The sequence below is a fragment of the Halorubrum sp. Atlit-8R genome, from assembly GCF_003666025.1.
Taxonomy (GTDB): domain Archaea; phylum Halobacteriota; class Halobacteria; order Halobacteriales; family Haloferacaceae; genus Halorubrum; species Halorubrum salinarum.
Window position 1 is genome coordinate 59,385 of sequence record NZ_QPLV01000007.1, and the last position, 22,276, is coordinate 81,660.

Sequence of the window (22,276 nt, forward strand, 5' to 3'; positions counted from 1 at the left end):
GCATTCAAAAAGTGCATCCCTCCCACCATCCGGACCCCTCACGCCGGTTGAACGACGTCGTATCCTTCTCGACCAAGCAAGTCAACAGCTAACTGTTCCAGTCTCGCACCGTCCCCGATAGCGCGGAGATTTGCTTCAAGAGCAGTATTTGGCATCTATTGGTTCATCTGGGAAGTCCATACTTACAAAACTACCCAGCTACTGTGGCTGCTTTGTTGACTTCTCTCGGTTATCGAGGAATTGATCACACCACGTCGGAAGGGAATCCATCGGTCCATTTTCAGTCACTGTCCCATCGCCTGCAATCCGGGTAAACACGCCGTCCCGCCCCCACGCACACACGACTGGCTCTTGGTCTTGATCGGGTCGAGTTACGATTCGCTGTTGGAGTCGCGACGTATCCTTACTCACATCCTGCAGTACTGTGAGGAGCTGTCCTAGAAGTGGATGACCTGGTGCAAGATGCTGAACGGATGGGAACTCGTCAGCACATACAGCCGAGAACGTCACCGCCACTTCGTCAGCACCAGTCGCAATAGCCTGTGCAATCGTCTGTTCCCCATCCCCGGCTGGGACCTCAATCGGTGCGCCACCTACCGAGAGACGATATGTACTGTCCGCAAAGTCGAAGTCTCCATCATCGTACTCAAAATCAATCTCGTGAACCGGGGTGAATTCGACACCGGCCTCGGCAAGCGCATCGTTATCGACCAATACTGACTGAAGACTCGGTGTCTCGAACGGGGGTTGGTACTCGTACTCCTCCTCGCCGACGTCGACGAGATCCGGGTGACTGTAGGACTGCCACGCATCAAGTTTTGCTTCGTCGACGACGTCCTGAGCGACGAGGTCGTCGACGTCCTCGAGTGACTCTCCGACATCGACGCGGTCGCCCTGATCGCGTTCTTCGAGTTCTTCAGAGAACTCGCGGTCAGCTGATTCGACCGCAGACTGGTCGTCAGCGCTGTCGGCGTTCAAGGTCGCATCCCGAATCTGTTGGCTGACGCCGGAGAGTATGGGTTGCATCTCACCGACGACGTTTTCGAAGAGGCCAATCCGGTCGTCAAGGCGATCGTAGATGTCCGTCTCAACCGTATCCTCGTAGCTGTAGTTGAGAATGCGAATCTCGTCGAATCGTTGGCCGATGCGGTCAATCCGACCGATACGCTGTTCAACTCGCATCGGGTTCCACGGCAGGTCGTAATTGATGAGCGCCCCACACTCCTGGAGGTTTAGCCCCTCACTCGCGGAGTCGGTACAGACGAGGATATCGACCTGCCCATCATCACGTGAGAATTCACGCTTCACGCGCTCTTTCCCGACGTGCTCCCACGTTTCAGAATCGGGGTCGTACAGCTCGCCGCCACGACCAGAGTACGTCGCGATTGTCGCTCCAAGAAGGTCCGCGAGACTGTCCCGGATGAAGTCCATTGTGTCCGCGTACTGCGTGAAGACAATCACCCGGTTGTGACCAGCCCGGTCCAGCTCATCGAGGTCGTTGTACAGCTGCTGAATCTTCGGGTCTGTATCAACCAAGTCTAAGTCGTTGACGAACGCTTCCAGGGCCTCGATTTCTTCCTCGATAAGCTGTTTCCCCTCTTCAGTCACGCTCGGGATGAGTTCAGAGAGGTCCAGGTCGTCGCTACTAGCGTCGAGTTCATCCAAAACGTCCCCGTCGTCGAGGTCCGCGTTTTGTAGCGTTTCGAGGACGACCTGCTCCGCATCACCATAGTCCCGATCACGAGCGCGTTCCCGTCCGGCAAGCACGGTTCGTTGAGCCCGAAGTGTCTCAAGCCGGTGTTTCAGGCTCTGACTGATCGCATAGACACTCGACGTGAGTCGCTGTCGGTACGTGGTCATCACGAACCCGATGGCGCGTGTTTGGGCTTCGTCAGTCTGTTGGGCTCGCTTGTAGAACTCACGTGTGTACTCGTCGATCTGGTCGTAGACCGCCCGTGTCTCCTCGGTGAGTTCGATTTTCCGTTGTTCGGGATTTCGGTTCGGAACGGTCGTATCAAGGAGACCGACCGCCTCGTACTTCCGGAGTGTATCCCGTGTATTCCGGTGGATGAGGGCGTCGACGGGCGTGGACTCTGCGAGAACATCGCAGATGACTCGCCAACCGCCCGGGGAAAGTTCGTCAAGTGCGTCCTGTCGGTCGCTGCGGGACGCCATCAACCACTCGTCGGCGTCTTCAGGATAGAGGAGCCGTTTGAGTTTCGTATCCTCGCTCGCCTCGAAGCGGTCGATGTCATAATCTGCCATCGCGTCGTCGACATGGTCGAGATAGCCGTCGTAGGCGTCTCCATAGGCTCGTGCGAGCCGGCACGCGGTCAGCACACGCTCTTTGGCAATGGCACGGTCCTGTCTGTCCTCATTGATCTCGAGTTCGTCTGCAAGGTGCTGGAAGACTTTTGAGGAGAATGGTCGGTCCGTCGGGAGCCGGTCTTGGTGTTCCAGTCCATCGAGCGTGGCTTGCGTGTCCCAGGAAGCCTCCGCTTCGTCGGACTCTGAACTAGGGTTGTCGAGAACCTCGTTGAGGGCCTGCGACAGCCCGTCTCGGGTTTCGAAGAACTCCATGAAGGTATCCCGGTTATCCCAACCACCTGGAAGATCCAGCAACTGCATCAAATCGTAGAGTTCGCCAGAGTGCAATTGCATCGGGGTAGCCGTCAAGAGGTAGTAGGCGTGCGTATAATCGCGAAGCTGTTCGAGAAGAGCGTAGAAATTACTGCCACGCCGGGCGTTGTGCGCCTCGTCGACGATGACGGCGTCCCACACGCCCATCCGGTCTTCCGTATCGTGGTCGCGTCCGCGACAGCTTGCCGGTATGACGTCCCGAGACCGGTCGGATACCCGGTCTAAGGGAGCGACCTGATCCCACCGGTCGTCGAGACGAGCCGTATGCCAGGACATAATGACGACCGTCGGCCCATCCAGCGGCGACGATGCGTCAGTATCAGTCGACTGCTGTTTGTAGAGGAACCGCCAGATGGGGCTGTCCACCCATTCGCGCTCCCCAGTGAGATCGAGGTCCGTTGCCGATGGTGGATAGTGGTCGCGACCGCGGACATCCCGGAATACGTGATCGCCCGCTGTGTCCCGGTCGAATCGGACGGCGTTGATGTTGAACTTCTCCCAGAGCTCTTCCTGCCACTGCCGCTGCAGACTCGCCGGAACCAGCAACAGCCCGGTTTCAAGCTCCCCGGTGAGTCCAAGCCGGGAGAGTGTAAGACCGGCCTCGATCGTCTTCCCGAGCCCCACCTCGTCACACAGCAAGAAGCTCTGTGGATATGTATTGACGAGTGTGTCCGAGACAACTCGTTGATGTGGCCACGGCGTGATCGTGCTCGCTTCCTCGGCCAGTGCGAGCCCACCCGGCGAGAGCGGTCCATCCTGTATGATGTTCGCTTTGTCGCGCTCCGTCGGCGGAGCTGTACCGTTCGCGATCTGAATCGCTTCCTGGAGATCGCTCTCGGTGTCTGGGGCTTTCCAGTCGATGATGTCCTCTTCGATCGCCTCGGGGAGGTCATACACTTCGACGAAGGGGTGTTCATCACTCCACAGTCGCTCGAAGGTTTCCTCGTCGCCGGCGACGTAGTCCGCCTGTTCAGGAACCCACGACCGATGAACTTTGAACCGCTCATAGTTGCGAGCCCAGCCGCCGACCGTCTCGTTGACGCTGCCCTCGAACGAAATCGTGTTTCCGTCGCTATCGTGGAAGAGTCCAACTTTCGGATGGAAGATCTCCCAATCGTGAGAGGGAGAGCGTGGATAGGCGACCTTGATGTGGATCCGGCCCTCGCGGAGGAGACGCGCGAGAATACGGAGGTTCGCATCCAGGCGTTCGTCATCGAGGTCCTCGAGGTTTTCCTCGAGGCGGTCGGTGAGCGTCTCTAGAACCGGACGGTCAGACTCGTACAGTTCGGTGCCGACGATGAGACGCATTTCACCATCGTTCTCGACGAGGGCGTGAATGCCGTTGGCAGCAGCCGCGAGTGCCGTACTGGAGAAGTAGCCCGCAATCCGGTCGTATTGCTGGCTGCGTTCCAATGCGGGCTCGTAGAAGTCCTTGACGAGATGGGCGCGTCCCTGCTCGGGTTTGCTCTCGTAGATGGACTGCCACTCGCGGTCACGTAGATTAGTCATTCTGGAGGAGTTTCAGGTTAGGCGTGGTCACCGAGTTCAGTCTGTTCGGCTCTGTCTTCTGAGACGTCAGTGAAATCAGTGGGGGTGAATTCGAGACCAAGTGCGTCGTGGGTTCGACCTAAGGCGAGGTCGCGAGCAGCTTCCCATTCCGAACTCCTCTGGGGAAGAACTTGCAAGAGAGCTTTCAGTGTTGCCTTGAACCCCGCGTCTGTGTCGAAGTTGCGTTCTTTGAGCCAATCGATCGCGACGTCCTCGCCCTGTTTCTCGTAGACGTGCATAGCGGCGTGAACCGCATCGAGGGCGATCGTGTAGGACAGCGCTTCAGGATCGACGGGCGTTCGGTTGGATCTTTCTTCGGGGGGGAGTGTGATATCTTGGACGCGGTCCTCATGAGTTTTCAGCTGAATATCCCCACGTTTCTTCCCCCAAATTTTCGTAGAGCGCTTAATATCGTCAATGTCGACACCAATACCGAGCCCCAGCTGATGGCCGTCATCGTAATGGAAGGTGTCCGATTCGTGAACCAGCCAGGAGAGGATATACCACTCTGTAATGTCATCCAAGTCGTCTAGTCGCTCGCCTTCAAGATATTCCTCGACGAGGACTCGCGTTACGGCCTCGCGTGCTTCTTCTAGAGCTCGCCGTGGAGGAATCTCATTATCTTGGTCGTCGACGACAGGATAGGCATCTGCGTAAACTTGCAGTGTCGGCCCGAACGCCGAAATGATGACGTCTGTTTTCGTCAGAGAGAGGCCAGCATCAAGCAGGTCTCTCGCTGCCTCTTTCGCTACTTCACGGGTCTCAGCACGGACATCGCTCCACAGGGTTGGAACCGTTTCAGATTCCGTCTTACTATCGTGCGGTTTTCTCCCTGTGAGCAGCAGAGTACTGTCAGCTGAACCTCCACCACGGGTGTCGGTCCGCTGGGGCATCTCGCTGGTGATTGGGTGGGTTGATGTGATGGTGAACCCAGATCGAATCAGCGACTTTGTAAGGGTATCCCATGCGCTGGATTCTTTGTGGGTAAACATGACAGTCATCACACCGCCGGGCTCGAGAACACGGTAGAGTTCTTGGAAAATCTCCGCCATCTTGTTCTCGTAGTCCTCGGCAGCTAATTCGGACTTAGATTTGGAATCCGAAGCGACTTCTTCGTATTCGGCCACATTAGCAACCGCCTCTTGGCTCTTGTCAGTAAGGTCGTCAGAGAAGATGTCTGGATAGATATCTTGGAGGTATTCTTTGAGCCAAACATAGCTCATATCGGACATCTCAGAATAGATGATGCTATCGTAGTAAGGGGGATCAATTACGATGGCTTGGATGGAATCTGACTCAAACGATAGATCGGCAGCATCTCTTTGTGAGACGTGGACGTTTTCCGCATCTTCATCACGGAGATAATCGGCGATTTCTTCGTAAGAGTCCCTAACTCGATCAACAGTATCCTGATAGCTCTGATTCCCTGCCGAAGGGTTGTTTTCGACAAACGACCACTGGAGTGTGAAGTGTTTGCCACCGAGAGAATTGCCGAGGAGGCCATTACTGATGTCCAATGGCGCAAAACGAACATTTCTATCTACAGTCTTTCCAGCCACTAACGCTAATACTGCCAGTATTCCCTCTGCTTTTTGCTTACTGTACTGTTCAAAGATCTCAGCTTGGCACTGCTTGTAAGCTTGGAGATACTCATACTGAGTTACCAGCTGTCTTGGTGTGAATGCATCCCGCCATTTAGTGACGCCATATGGTCCTGCACGGTCTTCGTCACCAATATAGCGCGGTACATCCAGAAGCGAGCTAAGCTCAAAATCAGCTTCAATTCGATCTGCCGCTTTTGATTGGGCCTCATCATCTTCCGGAATAGGGGCTCTCCAGGCAGTCCCCCCACTCGACTTCTCATATTTCACGCCGTAGATTTCATACTCGAACTCGTAATTACGGATCCGGTCTTGAATGGTATCGGATTCCATTACGATACCGCAATTGAGACATTCGGCTCCACTCCGAGTATGAGGCCCATCTTGGGGGTTGTATTCAGACTTTTCAACGTCATCGGGGAGTCTAACAACCTCGTACTCAATCTCGGTACCATCATTAGACACAGAAGGACGTGCTGCGACACCTTTCGATGAGGATTGCTTCTGAAGCCACCACTTCTTCGTTATCGGGATATCACAGCCACATTCCGGACAATCAACTGCGTAAGTGCACGCATAGTGGGAAGGTGTCTGCCGTTCACCATCACTCGGGAAATATGGTTCAAGCTCCTCGCTAGCAAGTTCATCTATTCGGTCGGCCCACTGGTTGAGTTCGCTCTGGAGAGAACCAACGCTGGGCGCATACTCAAGGAGGACCTTAAGCATCACAGTCGGGACGGGGTTGAGTTCGTTCGCTGCTGTCGGTAGGCCATAGCGCAGAGATTCAAACGGAATAACGCCCCCACCGGCAGTCGGGTCTAAGACAGTAGGTAGCTCTCCGTCCCAATGCTCCCGAAGCAACTCGTGCATCTCCGCTTTCTCATCTGTAGTCGGTGTCCGAGTGTACGGGCGAGGATATCCGTAGTGGTCCTCTAAGTTTCCATCCCGATCATCTTCAGTACGCTTCTTTTCTGCCACGTATTCCTCAATATCGACGTCGATTTCGTCACGAGGCTTGATCTGCATCCAATCCAGCAGCGTGTTGGCGTCCACCTCTGGAGGAAGTATGGACGCAAGAATAGCCAGTCTAGAAGCTGGAGTTGGACGACGTGCAAACCACGGGTGAAGATATCGATGAGGCGGCATAAAGTAGGGGTTGGCCTCTTTCAGATTCTCGATACCAACCGCCTTCAGGGGAAGATTCCCCTCAATTGCGACACGCTTCAGCTCCGAATCGCTATCTTGTGTTTCGGGATTTCGGCTCATAGTTAGATCACTCAATATGGTCCGTCAGCAACACTCGAAGGGCCTTTTCGCCGTTCGGACTCGACGGAGACCGACACTTTGCGTACCAGTAGTAACACTCCTCATCGCTCATCCGTGCAACGCCTCGAGCCAGCGACCGCATCCGATCGATACGCTGGATCGGTTTCACGCCACGGAAGGCAACAGCAAGCCGGACGCCTGCCGTCTCGGGTAGGAACACGAATCCAGCCCCACCAGTGAGAACTTCTGAGGAATCTCCTGGCGTGCCCTCGATCGCTTCCCTGACGACGTCCTGGAGCGCACGGACGCGGGTCGGGTCAAGCCGTGCGACCTTTGCGCCGGCCCACTCATCCCACGTCCAACCATCGAGCTTGGAAAGGAGGTCGTCGCCAGCGATGTCCGAGACAAGATCCTCGACTGGTGTGATACTCAGCGAACGACCATCTCGCTCTAGGCGATCACGGCGGGCTTCAGCCTGTTCACGAGGGAGTAGTTCGTGGAGCGTCCACTCGCCGCCACCGTCTGTCTCTCGTCGGACGAGCGTGAACGTCGGGCGGCCACCGAACATACTCGTCCCGTAGCGAACCAGCCGATCCTCCTCTGTTCCCTCAGCGGGTGAGGTCTCAAATTCCGAACCGCGACTCGCCATCAGACCGTCACCTCCGAGCTCGCCTGAATCGGGCCACGCCCTTCGACCCGAACGTCGATGTTGCCCGCATCGAGGTCATTATCGAGGGCAGCGAGAAGGTCGTCACCCTCGTCAGTAATCGGTTCGGGCTCGTCAAACTGGAAGCGGAACTGGATGGTCTCTCGATCATCGCCGAACGAGCCGGGCTGGTCGATCACGTCACGGAATCGGCTCGGTGACCCCGTGAATTCCGCGCTGTACGTCCCGTCGTCAGTCCGGGTTTCGTACTGCATTCGAACCGTCACCGAGTCTTCGCGGGCTTTGAATCCGGGGCGTTGACTGATGAACTTGGCCGCTTGGAAAGGTTCGTCCCCACCGACCTGGATGGTCACCTCTTCAAGCAGCGGCGTCCGGTCAGTTCCGGCCTTCGATTCCGCATCGCGACGAACCTCTGAGAACGCCCGCGAAGCGGACATCATCTTCTTGCTTGCCTCCCAGGATTCGTCTGGCTGGCATTCCTCGCAGCGTCCGCGTGCGTCCAGCAGCTGCTCGCTAGCGACCTCTTTTCCGCAGGAGCTACAGGTCGTATCGGACTGGTGTTCCTCACAGTAGTAGGGTTCGCTTCCTTCTGGGTTTTCAACCTCCGCCCCACACTCGGCACAGGTAGCAACCGTCTGTTCTGGCCGGTCGATTTCGTCGAGGTGGTCGTCGACGAGCGCGTCGATATCTCGATAAACGACGAAGGCACTCCCGATTTGGACATCGCTGTCCCGAATCGAGGTCTCGACATCGGGAGATTTCGCGAACGGTTCCGGATGCGGCCACGTTTCAGGCTCCGTTGTCCCGACCCAGTACGCTGTCCCAGACTCGCCATCCCAGTATGCGTACCCGTGGTCACTAACGAGGGAGGAGACAGTCTCTCGAATCGGTTTTGTGCTGAAGAGGTAGTCCAGCCCCGGCTTCTTCGCGTATTGGTTGACCAGCGCTTCGGTGGACATAGCGTCCTGGGTCTGTTGCCAGAGTTTCTGTTGGACGTGAGCGGACCCACGAGCGCCGGCGTCGCGTTTCACGATCTTATCCTCGAGCGTTGTCTGGACAGCGTCGACCAGTGTCGTCCCGCCGTTGGATTCGGTCGCACCGATGGTGATGTGGGTGAGCCCGTCCCGGTCGGGGTAGTAGAGGTGCCGGTAGACGTTCCGAACGAGCTCTCCGAGCATCAGCTGTGCCTCGTCGCTCCGTTCTCGAAGCTCCTCGATTTGTTCCGAGGAGAGGTCGGCTTTCTGTTCAGGGCTATCAAGCAGGGCCTCTATAGCCTCGAGACGCCGAGCCTCGTCGATTGCAGCATCCATTCGATCAGCGTCAGGGGCGAGGAACAGAGCGTAGTTCTTGTAGATTCGCGTCTCAGTCTCTCCCTCGTGTTTTGCGGCTTGCTGCTCGTAGAGCTGAGTTACCCGGTTCGGCGGCGTATCGCCGCCGTCTTCGACAGCAGCGGTGTCCGGATGCATCACCGCGAGCTTCGGCGTATCCGGGGTATCCGGTAAGTCCGCCGGCGATTCAGGGAACTCCACCGGCTGGAAGCCACCATCGCCGATTTCCTTCGAGGTGAGACGGTTCTGGAAACGCGAATGAGCGCTCGCTTCGGGAGTAGACTCGATCCGCTGGTCGATGATCCGGATCAGATTTGGTTCTTGCTTGAATCGGAGGCGCTCTTCCTCGTAGAGGAAGTAACACGCGACGTCCATATCGTCGCCCCGGAGTGCAGATAGGGCGGCATCGTAGTCGTCGAAGTTCAGATCGGGATGACCGATTGCGAGGTTCAAATCGGCGTGAGTTAGGCCTGCAGCCTGTTCTCCGTATGCAAGGCTGTGCCAGAGAACTGTCGTCGTCAGATGGGTACCGAGAGGCGGGAGACCGTTTTCGGTCCATTTTCTGTCCTCAAGCTGGGCGTGCGCGGTACCATCGTCGTCGTAGATGTCGGCGGTCACTGCGGGACCGAGATCGACGAAGTCGAATAGGCGCTCACGAAGGATCGTCTGAATCCCACCGCCAGGATCGTCATCAGCGACTGTGAGGTCGTAGATCCGAATCCAGTGGCGGTCGTAACTGTCGGGCTGGTGATTCCAGAGGTAGTAGACGGCTCGAGCAAGCAAGCGGAGGGCATCACGCGTGCGCTGGAATCGAGGGATCGTATCGATCTTGTCCGTGAGAGCGTCGATTAAGGAGGGATGGAAGGGGTACTCGCGAGCGAGGACATCCACGTAGCCAGCGTCGGTGGCTTCCTGTGGATACTGCCGGTCTTCCTGATCATAGAATTGGAAGTATGAGTCAGAGGCTTCGCTCGCGGCGTTTTCTGGAACTTCCGAGAAGAGACGGTGTTGAAGGACTTGTCCGATCTCGTTTTCGTCGGTCGGTGTGACCGTCTTGTGCTGTCGCCGGCCGATCTCGTTGACCTCCTCAATGTGATCACGGACGCCATCACGAACCCGGTCAGCCTGTTCACCAAACGCTGTATCCGCGATAGAGTAGACGACCGTGACGTGCTCCGACTCGGCAGCCGCTTCGAGGAGCGCCATCACGAACGAAAGCGTCTGATCGGCGAGCGTCTTGTCGCCGACAGGCGTGCCCGCGGCTTTGTTCATGTAGTCGGCGATTTCGTCGATCAGAATGAGGGCCGGCTGGTCGTGCTGAGCGAAGAGTTTCGAGAGCGTCCCCTCACCGGGGGCGTCTCGGTCTTGGTCGTAGTCCTTGAGGTACTCGTAGCCATCGAGCCCATAGAGCTGGTACGCGAGTTCACCCCACATCGTCCGGGTATTCGGAGCATCCGGATCGTCGTCGGCATGGCGGGCATCCTTGCTATCAGCCTTCGTTCCGATGAAGACCCCCGTCGCAATATCGAGGCCCTCTGCCACCGCATCTTGATAGTCGGCCGCAAGCTCCTCGTCGCCGTCCAGCAGGTAGTGCGAGAGGTCGTCAATATCTACGGGGTTCTCAGCAAGATGGTAAGAGGCGATGAGGTCGTGCGTTTTCCCACCACCGAACCGTGTGTCGAGACAGAGAATGCTCGAAGTATACGAGCCGGGGTCGTACTTTGTGGTCGCCAAGAAACGCCCCGTGAGATTGGAGAGCAGCGTGCGGAGACCCTCAGTGGGATAGGTCATATCGTAGAACGAGTCGGGGTCTCGATAGACTGGTGCTGCCTTCTCAGGGTTGTGGACGACAGTCGAGAGTTTCGCAGCGAACTGTTCCTCCTGGAGCGAGCCGTCTAAGACGTCGTCTCGTGGCTGACAGCTTTCGAAGAGAGAGGGATACTCACTACTCATCGATTTCCTCCGTGGGTGAGGAATCAGCTTCTGGTTTGGATACGATTACGAATTCACACTCCGTGCTGTTCTCGATGATCGCCTTGGCGATCCCCTTCGACTCCGCGACATCGACCTTGATAGCGTCCCCAACCTCCGCATCGAATTGGTCGAGTTCGGGTCCCGACAGATTCACCCGACCCGATTGGCCGGTGTTCTGTCCAATTGTCTTCTGAGTCATCTGGATAGTCACATCACCTAGCGGGAATGTTATAACCTTTACTTAGTCTAAGTTCCCGATTTTGTAATGTGGTATTACTTCTATAGACCCTCCCCCCACCACCCCCTGAATACTAAGTGACTGGGGGTAATCGGTCTACTCACAATGCAAATTAATCGCGGTCCTCGCGACCACCGATATGGGACGTACTGGGATCGTATCCCGGAGTGTATGCCGAGGCACGTTCCGCTAGCAGACCTGGGAGACTTCTCCATACCCCGTAAAGAGAGTGGAGTACCCTCTAGAGAAGAGTTCCCCTATCCAGTAGTCCCGGTCACCGACCAATACCAGTTACATCTGTTTCCGGCACCTGACCATATCCGGCCGATGCTGGTTCGGCTCACCGATGGCGAAGTGCTCACCGATGGTCACGAAGCGTACGGATTCTGGTTGACCGTCGATGGGATTGCCGAAGCTCGAGAGACACTCATCGCACAGGCAGAGAACTATACGAACCAGACGGCCCCTCAAGAACTCGGAACCGCCCTCCAAGACGCTCTCGCCACGGATGAACTACTTCACGACATCTTCTCAGAGCAACTCACTAAGAAGCTCCGTCCACCGACCGTTCGTTGGCTTCGTGACCGTACCAAGTCTGTAAGCGCAGACACTGTCGAATACACTGGTGGAGCGTACGTCAAAACGGAGTGGACCATCGAGTTGGAGCCTGAATCAAACAGGGAAGAGCGATCCCCACGGACACTCGAGTTCCACACCGATGACCTCATTCAGCAGGATTCGCAACGGTTCACGGTTGATTACCGGCAGCTCTTCCGCCAGCAAATTCGATGCTCGAACACCTGGTGGACGGATCTCAGCAGATACTGGATCTCCTCGGCAACGGTCGAAGATATTGTAGACGACGATTATCCCACAGAAGACGAATCTGCATTCTCGCTCCGCCAATCTGGAAAGGCGAAGTACCACCTCGTACGGAATGAAACTGGGACGACCATCTGTGGTCATGAAGCCCGTTCAGGCGACACCCGGCAATTCTCCCCAGATACGCTCCCGATGCCAGCGGCACTCTGCAATCATTGTTCTAGAGAAGTCAAACGACACCTGATTCCCAGAGAATAGTGTCAATTCGGGCTGAATCGCTGATCGTGAATAGCTGAACACGATAGAATCAGGCGGTCCGCAACACCTGTTTAAACCAGACAGAAGCGGTACAGCACCAGAATATTATGACGTTCCAGTCGTGGTATCTTCGTATGAGTATCCCTGATCTCGCCCCGATACGAGAGTCTCTTGATGCCAGAATCGAGGAGCTGGAAGACGAGCAAAAACGACAGGAAGAGCGGCACGAAGGAGATGGAAGCACACCCGCGGTCTGGGACAAGGTGGAACCGAAAATTCGGCGAGATGTCGTGGAGGACTGCCAGGAGGATCTTGATGGCGTGGACGAACAAGACGAGATTCTCCGAATATTGGCTGAATGGCGCCGTAACGAAAATCGAGAGTGGGAATTCAACCGGAACAGTTCCACGGTAGAGAACGAACGGAACAACATCAAGACGGCTGAAATTCGGATCTGGAAGGAGGAGCTCATAGAACTAATTCCCGAGTCCGAATTCAAGACCTGCGGCCTCTGCGAGTCTCTTCAAATGCCAAAAAGCGACCGGCGCAGGAGTCGAGGGTATGTATGGGAATGTCCTGACTGCTTCTAGTCTGGGCCCACGACAGTCTGGTGATACAATCGAAGAACGCTGGAATAACTTGATGGATGAGTGGGACTGTCAAAGTCGCGCTGACAACGAGGTGTACTCATCCCCTGGAGTGAACACGAAGCCGAAGACTGGCAAAATACCGGTGTAACGAGTTTCCGTCCGTGACCTGATTCCGAAATCCCGGAAACCTTGAATTTCCACGAGTGGTCGTCGACGACGAGAAGACCTCACGAGAACGGTCGCGTTGGCCCACGAGGAGATTGAGTCGTACGATTCCTCGTATTACGAGTCGCAGTTGGTCTGAGCTGTCGAGAGCATACTGGCACCTCTTGACTGGATTCGGAACATATTCGACGAGAGATCAACGGAACACGTGTAGTCGGTATCATGGACTGGACCTGGCGAACCCCCTCCCCCCTTTTTCGAGTTGTAAACTCGTGACGGCAGGAGGGGGTGAACAGCAAGAGGGACTGCAAAATAGCTGATTGTGGCAGATACACACGATAGAGAGAGTGAGCACCTCATCTTCTAACTTGTAACTAGAAATGAGAAGGTTTATGTTGTACGTTATCTTACCATAACCGCACTAGAGACAAAGAAAACAAATCGTCTAGCTGCAGCTAGACGATTGAGATCTCTGGAGTAGATGACCTCTTCATCTCGTCCGTGGTTCTGATCCCGTGTACTATCACATCTCATCGCCTCTACGGCAACTTCTGTTACCTCAACGCTCGTTACATAGCGTCTGGTGTGGCCTGTTCCCATCGACTTACAACTCGAAAAAGGGGGGAGGGGGTGAACCATTCGAGATCACCGAAGCGGCTTCACCAGCAATCATGTCCGAAACCCGGTATTCCTCTCACTCGTGAATGGATCCTACGAGTGTCGTTCTTTCGCAGCTATTCTGGCGCTTACTACTCGAAAACGGGGAGTGTGAGTAAGTCCGTATCACCCAGAGCATCATTTACAAAATCCAGATAATGTGGATTTTGCTTCGAGACTCACTTCGACTTCCTTCTCCTTACAACGTGAGGGTGGGAGCATCGAACCAAGTGTGTTACCGCCTCCCAAAATCTTACAACTCGAAAACGGGGGGGTCCGGGTCATCGAGGAAGATCGACGACAGCGAGTTTCGTCGAACCGTTACAACTCGACAACGGAGGGTGATAGATTCCGAAGACGGTATCTGGCTCATCCAGAGGATACGGGGCTGTAGTCGTTAGATAGCCTGTTTTCGCCCGGTTACAACTCCACAAGGGTCCATATTTTTATACCCAGAGTTCGAGGGGGTTCATAATGGGACGAGAGGGACGTAGAGCAGGATCGAATAATCCGGAAGGTGAGGAGGATCGTGAATCATCTGCTGCTGATCCTGAAACTCCTGCATCGACGGATGAGGAGGTGGCCTCTCCTGGCACGTCACAATCGACCTTCGAAAACGGATCAGATTCCGCTGATTCGGCTCAAGAAGCAACTAATGGCGACGGTGGTGGCATCTCAATTCGTGATCGACTCCAAACCGAGTCGTCCGGTGGCGTTTTCGCGAACAAAGACCTCGTCCGGTCAGATACCATCATCGACGAGGACCGTATCGTCGGTCGTGACGACCAGCTAGGCCGTGTCGTCGACAATCTAAAACCGGTTCTCCAGAATGAAGGGATCCCCGATATGCTCCTGAGCGGGCCATCTGGAACGGGGAAATCGCTCATCATTCATGCGGTCTGCAAACAGATCGTCGAACTGTGTGAATCCCAAGGCAAGACCTTCGGGGTCATTTCAATCAACTGCGAGGGGCCGAAGACTGCAGATCGGGCTGTCTATCGGTTAGTCAAAGCTGCTGCCGACGACCTCGGCGTTGATCCTGGTGTTCCCCAAACCGGCGTCTCAACGGATCAGAAGCTCGAGCGACTGTACGAACTCATGCGAGAGTATTACGACGGTGTCATCTTCATTCTCGATGAGATCGATATGCTCGAGGGGCCGTATCAGGAAGCAGAGTACAATTCTCTCATCTACCAGCTTTCACGGGCTCGCAAACTCGCCGACTTTGATGGTCCCATCTCGCTCACGACGATCACGAACTACGCCGACTTTATGAAGGACCTCAACAGCCGCGCACAGAGTTCTTACAACCCTGACGACATCTTCTTCGACGATTACGATGCGAACCAGCTCCGTAGTATTCTCCGCAACCGGCGGGACGCTTTCAAGCCAGACTCACTTGCAGATGACGTTGTTCCGCTTGTTGCTGCATTCGGCTCCCAAACGCACGGGGATGCGCGGAAAGCGATTGACCTCCTCAGATGGGCTGGTGAATTAGCCGAGCGGCGTGGGGCTGACACGGTTATCGAGACTGATGTCCGTGATGCTCAGGAAAAATACACCGAAAACCGCAAGCTCCGCCATATCAGCGGCATTTCGACTCAAAAGAAACTCTCCATCTACGCTGTGGCGGCCACTGCCCACTACGCAAGAGAACATCCTGAGTGGATCCCTGCTGGACCTGCGTTCAAGACGTATCAATTCATTGCCGATACGATGGATGCGGACCAGTACAGCCGCGAGACGTTCGTAAATCACGTCACAGAGCAGAGTACGTACGGTGTACTGGACTTCGAGCGTCGGGGCAAGGGGCGAGGCAGAGGAGTGCATATGTATTTCTCCCTCTCCGAGGATCCGGAAACGATCATGGAGACGATCCGTGAGGATTCCCGGTTCGAAGATCTAGCTCACGAGGAGGCGACTATCAGAGCGGTTGTCCGCGAACGGCTGAAGCAGTTCCGGAGTAAAAACTAATCTCGCCCGTATTCTCCTCACACTTACTTCTCGAAAACGGGGGGTGTTCGTATCCCGCGCGGTGCGTTACAACTCGAAAATGGGGGGTGTCATTCGTCGGGATGTCTCGTTACTACTCGAAAACGGGGGTGGGTGAGCCAAGAGATTTGACGTGCCGGTCGATGTACTGTACTTTCCCCTTTCCCTCTCCCATTTACAACTCGAAAACGGGGGGGTGTGTCCTACGATTTCTTTGTCGTCGGTACCATCGATGATGCGGAAACGGTGGAGAAACGACGGAAACGTGGGGTGGATGTCCTCTCCCTTCGAGTTTCAGTCCGGGTTGACCGGACCCATTCACACTCTGGGGGGTGTCGTCTGCGACGTCTCTAATGGTACTGAAAAGAACATCGGACTACAGTTCAATCTCATCTACTTGTCGGGATTCACCGGCCCCTTGTACTTCGACGTCACCGAATCTCCTTCCCGCCACTGCCAGTAGTAGTAGCGGTTGTCGTTGATCTCCTTGATCGTGATCGTCGCCTTCGCTGGCACGTCGTCCGGGAGGTCATCGGGGCGCTCCTCGATGTCGGCGTCGTCCGCCTCTTTCTCCTCGAGACGAGCTTCACGCTCCTTGTATTCGGCCAACGCCTCGGCGTAGCTGGCAACGTCCCGAAGATGCTCCGATGAGGCTTCGTTGAGAGTGTTGACGATCTCCGTTGGGAGGTTCGCCGGTGGGGTCGGGGGTTCGTAGGACATCGGCTGCTCTCGTGTTAACCAACACTACCCGTGACTCCATAGTTTTGTTGGTTAAGACGATGGGGACGGTTCTCGCGATTGCTGGCTGTAACACTACTCGAAACTTCTTCATATATAAGATTCGTACTATGTTACACCGTGCTCCGGCGCATCGAACTCGAGGTCCTCGCCACGGTCGACCGCGGCGACACGATCTCCGAGCTCGCGACGAAGCTCGACCACAGCGAGAGCTACCTCTCCCGTGCCGTCGCCGACCTCGTCGAGAAGGGGCTCGTCTACACGGAACGCGACGGCCGCCGAAAACGAGTCGTCCCGTCGGATGCTCGTGCCGTCGAATGCTACCAGGACCTCGTTCGCCAGCACTCCCACATCGGCTTCCCCGAGCTGCTAACCGGGAAGGCACTCGAAGTGCTGTACTACCTCGACCAGTCGCGAACGGTCTCCGAGATTGCCGACCGGAGCGACAACTACCGCAACACGGTCAACCGGGTCCTCAAGCGGTTTCGCGACCGGGGTCTCGTCGGGACCGTCGACAGCCACTACGAGTTCAATGCCGACTTCGACCGCCTCCACGAGTTCGCCCGTGAACTCGCACATCATCTGCATCGCCAGCGCCTCGAAGCCGTTGCCCCGAAGGGCACGATTCTCTGGGAAAACTACGACGAATTCCTCGCCCAGGCCGAGACGGAGATCGACGCGGAAGCGTTCCACGAAACCGGCCTCGCTCGATTCGCCGCCTTCGACCTCCAGTTCCTGCTCACCGGCCACCGCTACTACGTCTACTCCGAGGGCCTCGACACAGTCTCGCCGGCAGAGCTGTGTTGTCACACTCTCTTGATCGACGATGGCAGCCGCCACCGCCCGTACTGTCTCCTCCTGCTCAGCCACGTCGACGTCGACGAGGAGGCTCTCCGAGCGCAGGCGGCGAAGTATGGCCTCGAAGACGAAATCGACGCCTTCCTCCGCTACCTTGAGACGCACGGTGAGGTCGCAGATGACCAGCTTCCGGAGTGGGACGAGTTCCAGGAGCTGGCGGCTGACTACGAGGTACGACTATCCTGAGACCGAACATCGTCAGCAGCAGTGCCGTCTGCCAGCGTCAGTTCGGATCGTAGGGATTCGTTGCTGTATCGAGTCGATAGACATCCTCGACAGCGTCAAAATCGTCGTCAAACGCATACAGGTAGCCAAGCCCCTCGGTTTGCATATACGCCACAATGCAGGCATCGACGAAGGAGAGGGGTTCGTGTTGACGAAAGAGTGCCTTCCCGGTCGCGAGGGCATCGGTGGTGAGGGAGTCGATGTGGAAGCGGGCGTTTTCTTCGATGCGATCGAGGAGATCGACGGCTGCGTCGTGGCCGGCGTGGGTCGTGAGGCCGTTGAGCGTTTCCGCGAGCACGTAGTCGAGGACGACTGCTTCCGGGAGCGTTCCGTCGTCGATGCCGTGGAGCACCGGGAGCGCGGCATCGTGGGATCCATCTCGCCGGTATGCGGCGGCAAAGAGGACTGTCGTATCGATGAGTGCCCGCGGCATTTACTCGACGTCGACGCCCCAGGCGTCGTGCTCGCTCGTGACATCGGTCGACTCCTCACCAGCGTAGCCGTCGAAGTCGGCGAATGTTCCCGTTTGCTGTTGGATCACGTGGACCCGAATGCTCCCGTCATCCTCGAGCTGCCAGCGGAGCTGATCGCCATCATCGATATTGAGTTCACGCCGAATCCGGGCGGGGATGTTTGCCTGGTTTCCAGACACCTTGCTTTCGGCGTCGATTCTGTCGCTGCTCATACCTCACGGTAGGTGACCGGCCGTGAAAAGTCTAGTGTGCCGCCACACTACCCAGTATCAGAAGAGCGATTCCGACGAGAAAGATGGCGATTTACCCTGAGGTCGTTGGGAGCCGACCATCCGGACGTGGAACACGACCCTGTTTGATCTCGTGATCGACGCGACGCAGATGCTTACAGCCGCCTTCGGGTGAGCGCTGCTGCCAGTCGGGACAGGAACACGACTCGTCGACGACGTCAACTTCGTACCGGTTTCCGGACGCGGACTGTACTTCGTAGCGGCCACCTTTCGAGAGGAGCGAAACGTCCATCGCTTCGGCGACAGCACGCTTCGTTCGGGGCTCGAGATCGTCCTGTGACTTTGGGTTCTCGTCGACGACCAGTCGGTCGCGAACGTCGCCCGTTCGGCCACCGTCGGGAGCGACGGCTTCCGCAGGGCCACTAAGCCGCTCGTGGAGCACTTCCTCCACCGGATGGCCTTCCGGCCAGAGGTAGTGAACCTCGCAGCGCTCGCGATGGTCGTAGGAGCCGCACGCCGCTGCGCTCCCGGTCCAAACCCGCCAGGCACCAAGCGTAGCCATCACGTCGACGATGTCGCGTGGAACTGTCTGGTGGTCGTCGGGGAAGAACACCCGGAAGCGGGTACACGCCTCCTGTGGCGGGACGGTCTCCCACCAGTCTTCGCTGGAGCTCCAGCTATCGAACATCGCCTCATCGCTCCCGTAGCCGACGGTCACGCCGTCGATATCGGGCACGTCCGCAACCGTGTCGTCAGTCTCGCCTTCGAGCAGCCGAAGGACGCCGTACCGCAGGTACTCGTGTGCTGGATGGTCCGTCGATCGAGCGACCTGGTCGTGCTGTTTTGCAACTCGTTCCGCCTCATTGAGGACAGCGGACAAATACAGTTCAGTCATGGTTCGTGGAGACGGGACTGCGCCCCCGCCCCTCGGCGGGCGCTGAAAAACTTAACCAACAAATAGCGATCAGTCATATCCTTTGTTGGTTAATCCCTCTCTGCTCGAATGCTGCGCCGGATCGGATTACCTGAGCCAAGAGGGTATGTCTGTATAGAGATAACTTTATAAGGGAATACGGGGGACAAGACTAATACAGTTAGATGCGATACCGATAACTATCGATGATGGAGTACGTCGACGAGACCGCGGCGAAAATTATGGTCGCGGCCCGGCCGGGCGACTCGATCCGTCGGATCGCCCAGAAGATCGACGGCTCCTACTCGTGGGTCTACGACTGGATCGAGCGGTTGGATGACGCAGGCTTCATCCGACGTGAGGACGGCGTCTACATCGAGAATTACGCTGTCAGGGATCGCTACTACGATCTCGTCGCGGCCATCTCTCGCGCTGTTCCCCCTTCGATCGGCGATGGCTACGTCATTCCGCACTTCGCCGGGATGCCCTTTGCGTACACGAAAATCGACAGCGTCTACGTCTGGACCCACGGCGGCTATCAGATCGCCCGCGGCCACGACGACTACCCGATCTTCATCCAGGTCGCCGACCGGGATATCGAACGGTGGACGGCGTTCTTCGATGAGTTCGGGATTCCGAGCCGGATCGAAGAGCGGCCGGATGCGAGCGACTACGACGCGACCGTCTCGTACGTGTTGTTCCCGACGAGTGGGGAGATCACTCGCGAGTGGGTCGACGGCAATCCCGTCATTCCGTTGGATGAGGCAATCGAGCACATGTTGGAGTACCGGGTGAACTACGAACCGGCGTTGGAGATGATCGCCGACGAGTACGACCGCGATATCGACGCGTCCCACGAGGATCCGCGTCTCAATGCATGAGCCTCGGTGAACGCGAAGATGAATTGCTGGACACCCTGGAGGCCGTCATTGACGCTGACCTGCCGTACGTGCTCGTCGGTGGGTGGGCGATCGCGGCGTTCAATCAACGCTTCACCACGGACGTCGACGTCGTCATTCCGGCCCAAGCGGTCGACGACTACACGGACCTTCTCACCGACCGCGGCTACGAGAAAACGGCCGATGTCGAGCGAAACGAGCTCTACGAGGGCCGTACCATCCGGTTTGAGAAGGACATCGGGAATCCGGTCCGGTTCGACGCGATGGTCGACGCGTTGGGCTGTCGCCAGACGGAAGCTGAATGGTCGTATCGCTATCTGACCCAGCACTCCGTCACCCAGGAACTGCGAACCGGGCGCCCGGTAACAGCCAGGATTCCGGAACGGGAGTTGCTGTTTGCCGTGAAACTTCACAGTGGCCGCAAGGCAGACTCCCGGGATCTGGTGGTGCTGGCTGCTGGCGCGGATTTCGACCGGATCGCGACTCATCTGCATCGCGGAGAATCCGAGAAGCTCGCTGGTCGCATCGAGACTGTCCTCAACCGCCTCACGTCGGAGAATTTCGCGGACGCATTCAAAGGGGTCTTCGAACAGCAAACGGTTCCCGAACAGGATATCGATGCCGTCGTTGAGTTCCTTCGTGACCAGCAGCGCCGAATCGATTCTGAACGATAACATCGACTGTCGATGGGTATGTCTCGGGACCGATCGAAACACACGGGGTCGGGACGCCGAACGAATTAACCAACAGAGTGGGATAGTACCCTCCGGCGTTGGTTAACAGCCGGGAAGGAGGTGTTCAGCCGTCTACAACTGTCCCGATGACCTCCTGCGCGGTCGAACTGATCCGGCCGAGTCGCTCCTGAATGCTCTCCGCATCGTCGTCCTGCCACGCGGCAAGATAGAACGCTGATCCGCTCGTATCTAGGTTGAAATACCGCCCGACGATGTACGCAACGGCTTCGGCTTCGACCTCGCGTTTTGCACGCTCGGGTTCGTCGTCGACATCGAAATGGAGCAGTGCGTGGGCGTACTCGTGAATCAACGTCACGGCGAGATCGGCCTGATTTGAGCGGGCTTTCGCTTCGACGACGGGTTGGCATTCGTGGAGAGTCCGGTGTTTGCAGACGCCTTTCGCGTCGCCATGCTCCCACTCGGCAGCGTCGACGACACGGACGTCGATATCGAGAGTAGTTGCCGCATGGAGGAGCGCTGGCACCAGGTCGTCGGCGTCACCAGCTGCCTCGGTTTCCAGCTCGGGTAGCGGTTCGCCCTCGGTTTGAGACACATCGAAGACTGCCGTTGGTTTGAATCCAACCAGTCCTTTCGACCACTCCTCGGGCGATGTCTCGTCATAGTCACAGTCACTTTGCTCGTGGTAGCTCGGTGAGTTCTCGCACTCGGGGCACTGCTTCGTAATAATGGGTGCCCAGATCCAGATCGCCTGTTCGCCCTCTTGGACGTGCCGGTCGAACTCCGATCTCCACGTATTGTAGCCCGCCACGCGGGTCGCCTCGGGACACTGGAGTTTGATCAGGAGGGTGTTGCGATGTGAGTAGTCATGGAATCGGGACTGGACATCGAGCCACTCCTGGAACTGTTGGCTGGCTTTTGCCTCGTCGACGTCTGCGACGAGATCGTCGATCCAGTCTTCGATCGTACTGTGCATCTTGTCGTGTCGGGTGTCGGTCTCCTCGAACGAGACCCCCGACTCACTGGCTGTCATCATGGATTGCATCACATCGAGTACGACGACGTCTCGGAGAAGTCAGGACGCGCCGCACCCCTCGGGGGCGCACGATAAACATCGGCGCGACTTCGGGGGGTTTAGATCGGGGCTGCTATCGGAGCGCTGCTTTCTCGTCAGCGAAGCCGACCGTGACGAGGTACTCAAGGAACGCGTCGAACTGGTCGACATCGCTCGGCGTGTCTGTCGCGAGGTGTCGAACCCATTCGATCGCCCACTGGAACGCGGGATCGGTTCCGCCCTTGCCATGTATATACCACCAGCGGGCGGCCTTCAGGACGACGAGCGGATTCGTCGGCGGTTGCTCGCTTGCGAGTCCACGAGTGATCGATCGGATTGCCTCGGGTACCTCGGCGGGGTCGACCTCGCCTGATTGGGTGTTCGATACGTCGACTGGAATGTCGTCGATCGAGACGTCGTTCGGACGCTGTTGTTGACTCACGGAAAA

Annotated in this window: 17 protein-coding genes; 6 read left to right on the forward strand and 11 right to left on the reverse strand. The window is 56.9% G+C overall.

The window, feature by feature from the left end:
* Positions 1-198: 198 nt before the first annotated feature.
* The 5 genes from DVK05_RS15555 to DVK05_RS15575 are packed head-to-tail and all read right to left on the reverse strand — an operon-like array spanning position 199 to position 11,223.
* Complete coding sequence (locus tag DVK05_RS15555) at positions 199-4,149, reverse strand: helicase-related protein (RefSeq protein WP_121564758.1); 3,951 nt, start codon at positions 4,147-4,149, stop codon at positions 199-201.
* Positions 4,150-4,166: 17 nt separating this feature from the next.
* Complete coding sequence (locus tag DVK05_RS15560; RefSeq protein ID WP_121564760.1) at positions 4,167-7,055, reverse strand: DUF1156 domain-containing protein; 2,889 nt, start codon at positions 7,053-7,055, stop codon at positions 4,167-4,169.
* 7 nt (positions 7,056-7,062) lie between these two features.
* Complete coding sequence (locus DVK05_RS15565; RefSeq protein WP_004594464.1) at positions 7,063-7,704, reverse strand: hypothetical protein; 642 nt, start codon at positions 7,702-7,704, stop codon at positions 7,063-7,065.
* Positions 7,704-11,003 (reverse strand): ATP-binding protein, encoded by a 3,300-nt coding sequence (locus DVK05_RS15570; RefSeq protein ID WP_233562229.1) that lies wholly within the window; start codon positions 11,001-11,003, stop codon positions 7,704-7,706. Before DVK05_RS15570 ends, DVK05_RS15565 begins: the two co-directional genes overlap by 1 nt.
* Positions 10,996-11,223, reverse strand: a complete 228-nt coding sequence (locus DVK05_RS15575) for a hypothetical protein (protein WP_004594467.1) — start codon at positions 11,221-11,223, stop codon at positions 10,996-10,998. The genes DVK05_RS15570 and DVK05_RS15575 overlap by 8 nt, the downstream gene beginning before the upstream one ends.
* A gap of 366 nt (positions 11,224-11,589) precedes the next feature.
* Between DVK05_RS15575 and DVK05_RS15580 the strand changes: the two genes are divergently transcribed.
* From DVK05_RS15580 to DVK05_RS15595, 3 genes are all read left to right on the forward strand, one after another.
* Positions 11,590-12,342, forward strand: coding sequence for a hypothetical protein (locus tag DVK05_RS15580; RefSeq protein WP_121564762.1), 753 nt, complete (start codon positions 11,590-11,592; stop codon positions 12,340-12,342).
* 134 nt (positions 12,343-12,476) lie between these two features.
* The gene (locus DVK05_RS15585; protein WP_199712348.1) at positions 12,477-12,932 is read left to right on the forward strand and encodes a hypothetical protein; all 456 of its coding nucleotides are present in this window, start codon (positions 12,477-12,479) and stop codon (positions 12,930-12,932) included.
* Positions 12,933-14,228: 1,296 nt separating this feature from the next.
* Positions 14,229-15,728, forward strand: coding sequence for a Cdc6/Cdc18 family protein (locus DVK05_RS15595; RefSeq protein WP_199712349.1), 1,500 nt, complete (start codon positions 14,229-14,231; stop codon positions 15,726-15,728).
* A 411-nt stretch (positions 15,729-16,139) separates the two neighbouring features.
* Here DVK05_RS15595 and DVK05_RS15600 read toward each other — a convergent pair whose 3' ends face one another.
* Positions 16,140-16,466, reverse strand: coding sequence for a hypothetical protein (locus tag DVK05_RS15600; RefSeq protein WP_121564767.1), 327 nt, complete (start codon positions 16,464-16,466; stop codon positions 16,140-16,142).
* Between the two features lie 138 nt (positions 16,467-16,604).
* Here DVK05_RS15600 and DVK05_RS15605 point away from each other — a divergent pair, with 138 nt between their 5' ends.
* A complete protein-coding gene (locus DVK05_RS15605) occupies positions 16,605-17,528 on the forward strand; it encodes a MarR family transcriptional regulator (RefSeq protein WP_121564769.1) in 924 nt (307 codons plus the stop codon).
* Between the two features lie 37 nt (positions 17,529-17,565).
* On the opposite strand, the gene DVK05_RS15610 is transcribed toward DVK05_RS15605, so the two are convergent.
* From DVK05_RS15610 to DVK05_RS15620, 3 genes are all read right to left on the reverse strand, one after another.
* Positions 17,566-18,000, reverse strand: coding sequence for a PIN domain-containing protein (locus DVK05_RS15610; protein WP_092635736.1), 435 nt, complete (start codon positions 17,998-18,000; stop codon positions 17,566-17,568).
* On the reverse strand, positions 18,001-18,252 hold the full coding sequence (locus DVK05_RS15615; RefSeq protein WP_092635734.1) for an AbrB/MazE/SpoVT family DNA-binding domain-containing protein: 252 nt from the start codon (positions 18,250-18,252) through the stop codon (positions 18,001-18,003).
* A gap of 91 nt (positions 18,253-18,343) precedes the next feature.
* Positions 18,344-19,165, reverse strand: a complete 822-nt coding sequence (locus DVK05_RS15620; RefSeq protein ID WP_092635732.1) for a hypothetical protein — start codon at positions 19,163-19,165, stop codon at positions 18,344-18,346.
* Positions 19,166-19,392: 227 nt separating this feature from the next.
* On the opposite strand from DVK05_RS15620, the gene DVK05_RS15625 reads away from it, so the two are divergent.
* Both DVK05_RS15625 and DVK05_RS15630 read left to right on the forward strand, forming a co-directional pair.
* Positions 19,393-20,064, forward strand: coding sequence for a helix-turn-helix domain-containing protein (locus DVK05_RS15625; protein WP_092635730.1), 672 nt, complete (start codon positions 19,393-19,395; stop codon positions 20,062-20,064).
* Positions 20,061-20,756, forward strand: coding sequence for a nucleotidyltransferase domain-containing protein (locus tag DVK05_RS15630; protein WP_092635728.1), 696 nt, complete (start codon positions 20,061-20,063; stop codon positions 20,754-20,756). The genes DVK05_RS15625 and DVK05_RS15630 overlap by 4 nt, the downstream gene beginning before the upstream one ends.
* Before the next feature lie 124 nt (positions 20,757-20,880).
* Here the strand turns inward: DVK05_RS15630 and DVK05_RS15635 are convergent, their stop codons facing one another.
* Positions 20,881-21,810, reverse strand: coding sequence for an ArdC-like ssDNA-binding domain-containing protein (locus DVK05_RS15635; RefSeq protein WP_092635777.1), 930 nt, complete (start codon positions 21,808-21,810; stop codon positions 20,881-20,883).
* Positions 21,811-21,922: 112 nt separating this feature from the next.
* Positions 21,923-22,270 carry a hypothetical protein gene (locus DVK05_RS15640; RefSeq protein ID WP_092635726.1) on the reverse strand — a complete coding sequence of 116 codons (348 nt, stop codon included), beginning with the start codon at positions 22,268-22,270 and terminating at the stop codon, positions 21,923-21,925.
* Positions 22,271-22,276 lie beyond the last annotated feature (6 nt).

Coding starts and splice junctions, on each gene's coding strand:
- DVK05_RS15555 (WP_121564758.1), bottom strand. CDS start 4,149: ATGACTAATCTACGTGACCGCGAGTGGCAGTCCATCTACGAGAGCAAA.
- DVK05_RS15560 (WP_121564760.1), bottom strand. CDS start 7,055: ATGAGCCGAAATCCCGAAACACAAGATAGCGATTCGGAGCTGAAGCGT.
- DVK05_RS15565 (WP_004594464.1), bottom strand. CDS start 7,704: ATGGCGAGTCGCGGTTCGGAATTTGAGACCTCACCCGCTGAGGGAACA.
- DVK05_RS15570 (WP_233562229.1), bottom strand. CDS start 11,003: ATGAGTAGTGAGTATCCCTCTCTCTTCGAAAGCTGTCAGCCACGAGAC.
- DVK05_RS15575 (WP_004594467.1), bottom strand. CDS start 11,223: ATGACTCAGAAGACAATTGGACAGAACACCGGCCAATCGGGTCGGGTG.
- DVK05_RS15580 (WP_121564762.1), top strand. CDS start 11,590: ATGCTGGTTCGGCTCACCGATGGCGAAGTGCTCACCGATGGTCACGAA.
- DVK05_RS15585 (WP_199712348.1), top strand. CDS start 12,477: ATGAGTATCCCTGATCTCGCCCCGATACGAGAGTCTCTTGATGCCAGA.
- DVK05_RS15595 (WP_199712349.1), top strand. CDS start 14,229: ATGGGACGAGAGGGACGTAGAGCAGGATCGAATAATCCGGAAGGTGAG.
- DVK05_RS15600 (WP_121564767.1), bottom strand. CDS start 16,466: ATGTCCTACGAACCCCCGACCCCACCGGCGAACCTCCCAACGGAGATC.
- DVK05_RS15610 (WP_092635736.1), bottom strand. CDS start 18,000: ATGCCGCGGGCACTCATCGATACGACAGTCCTCTTTGCCGCCGCATAC.
- DVK05_RS15615 (WP_092635734.1), bottom strand. CDS start 18,252: ATGAGCAGCGACAGAATCGACGCCGAAAGCAAGGTGTCTGGAAACCAG.
- DVK05_RS15620 (WP_092635732.1), bottom strand. CDS start 19,165: ATGACTGAACTGTATTTGTCCGCTGTCCTCAATGAGGCGGAACGAGTT.
- DVK05_RS15625 (WP_092635730.1), top strand. CDS start 19,393: ATGGAGTACGTCGACGAGACCGCGGCGAAAATTATGGTCGCGGCCCGG.
- DVK05_RS15630 (WP_092635728.1), top strand. CDS start 20,061: ATGAGCCTCGGTGAACGCGAAGATGAATTGCTGGACACCCTGGAGGCC.
- DVK05_RS15635 (WP_092635777.1), bottom strand. CDS start 21,810: ATGATGACAGCCAGTGAGTCGGGGGTCTCGTTCGAGGAGACCGACACC.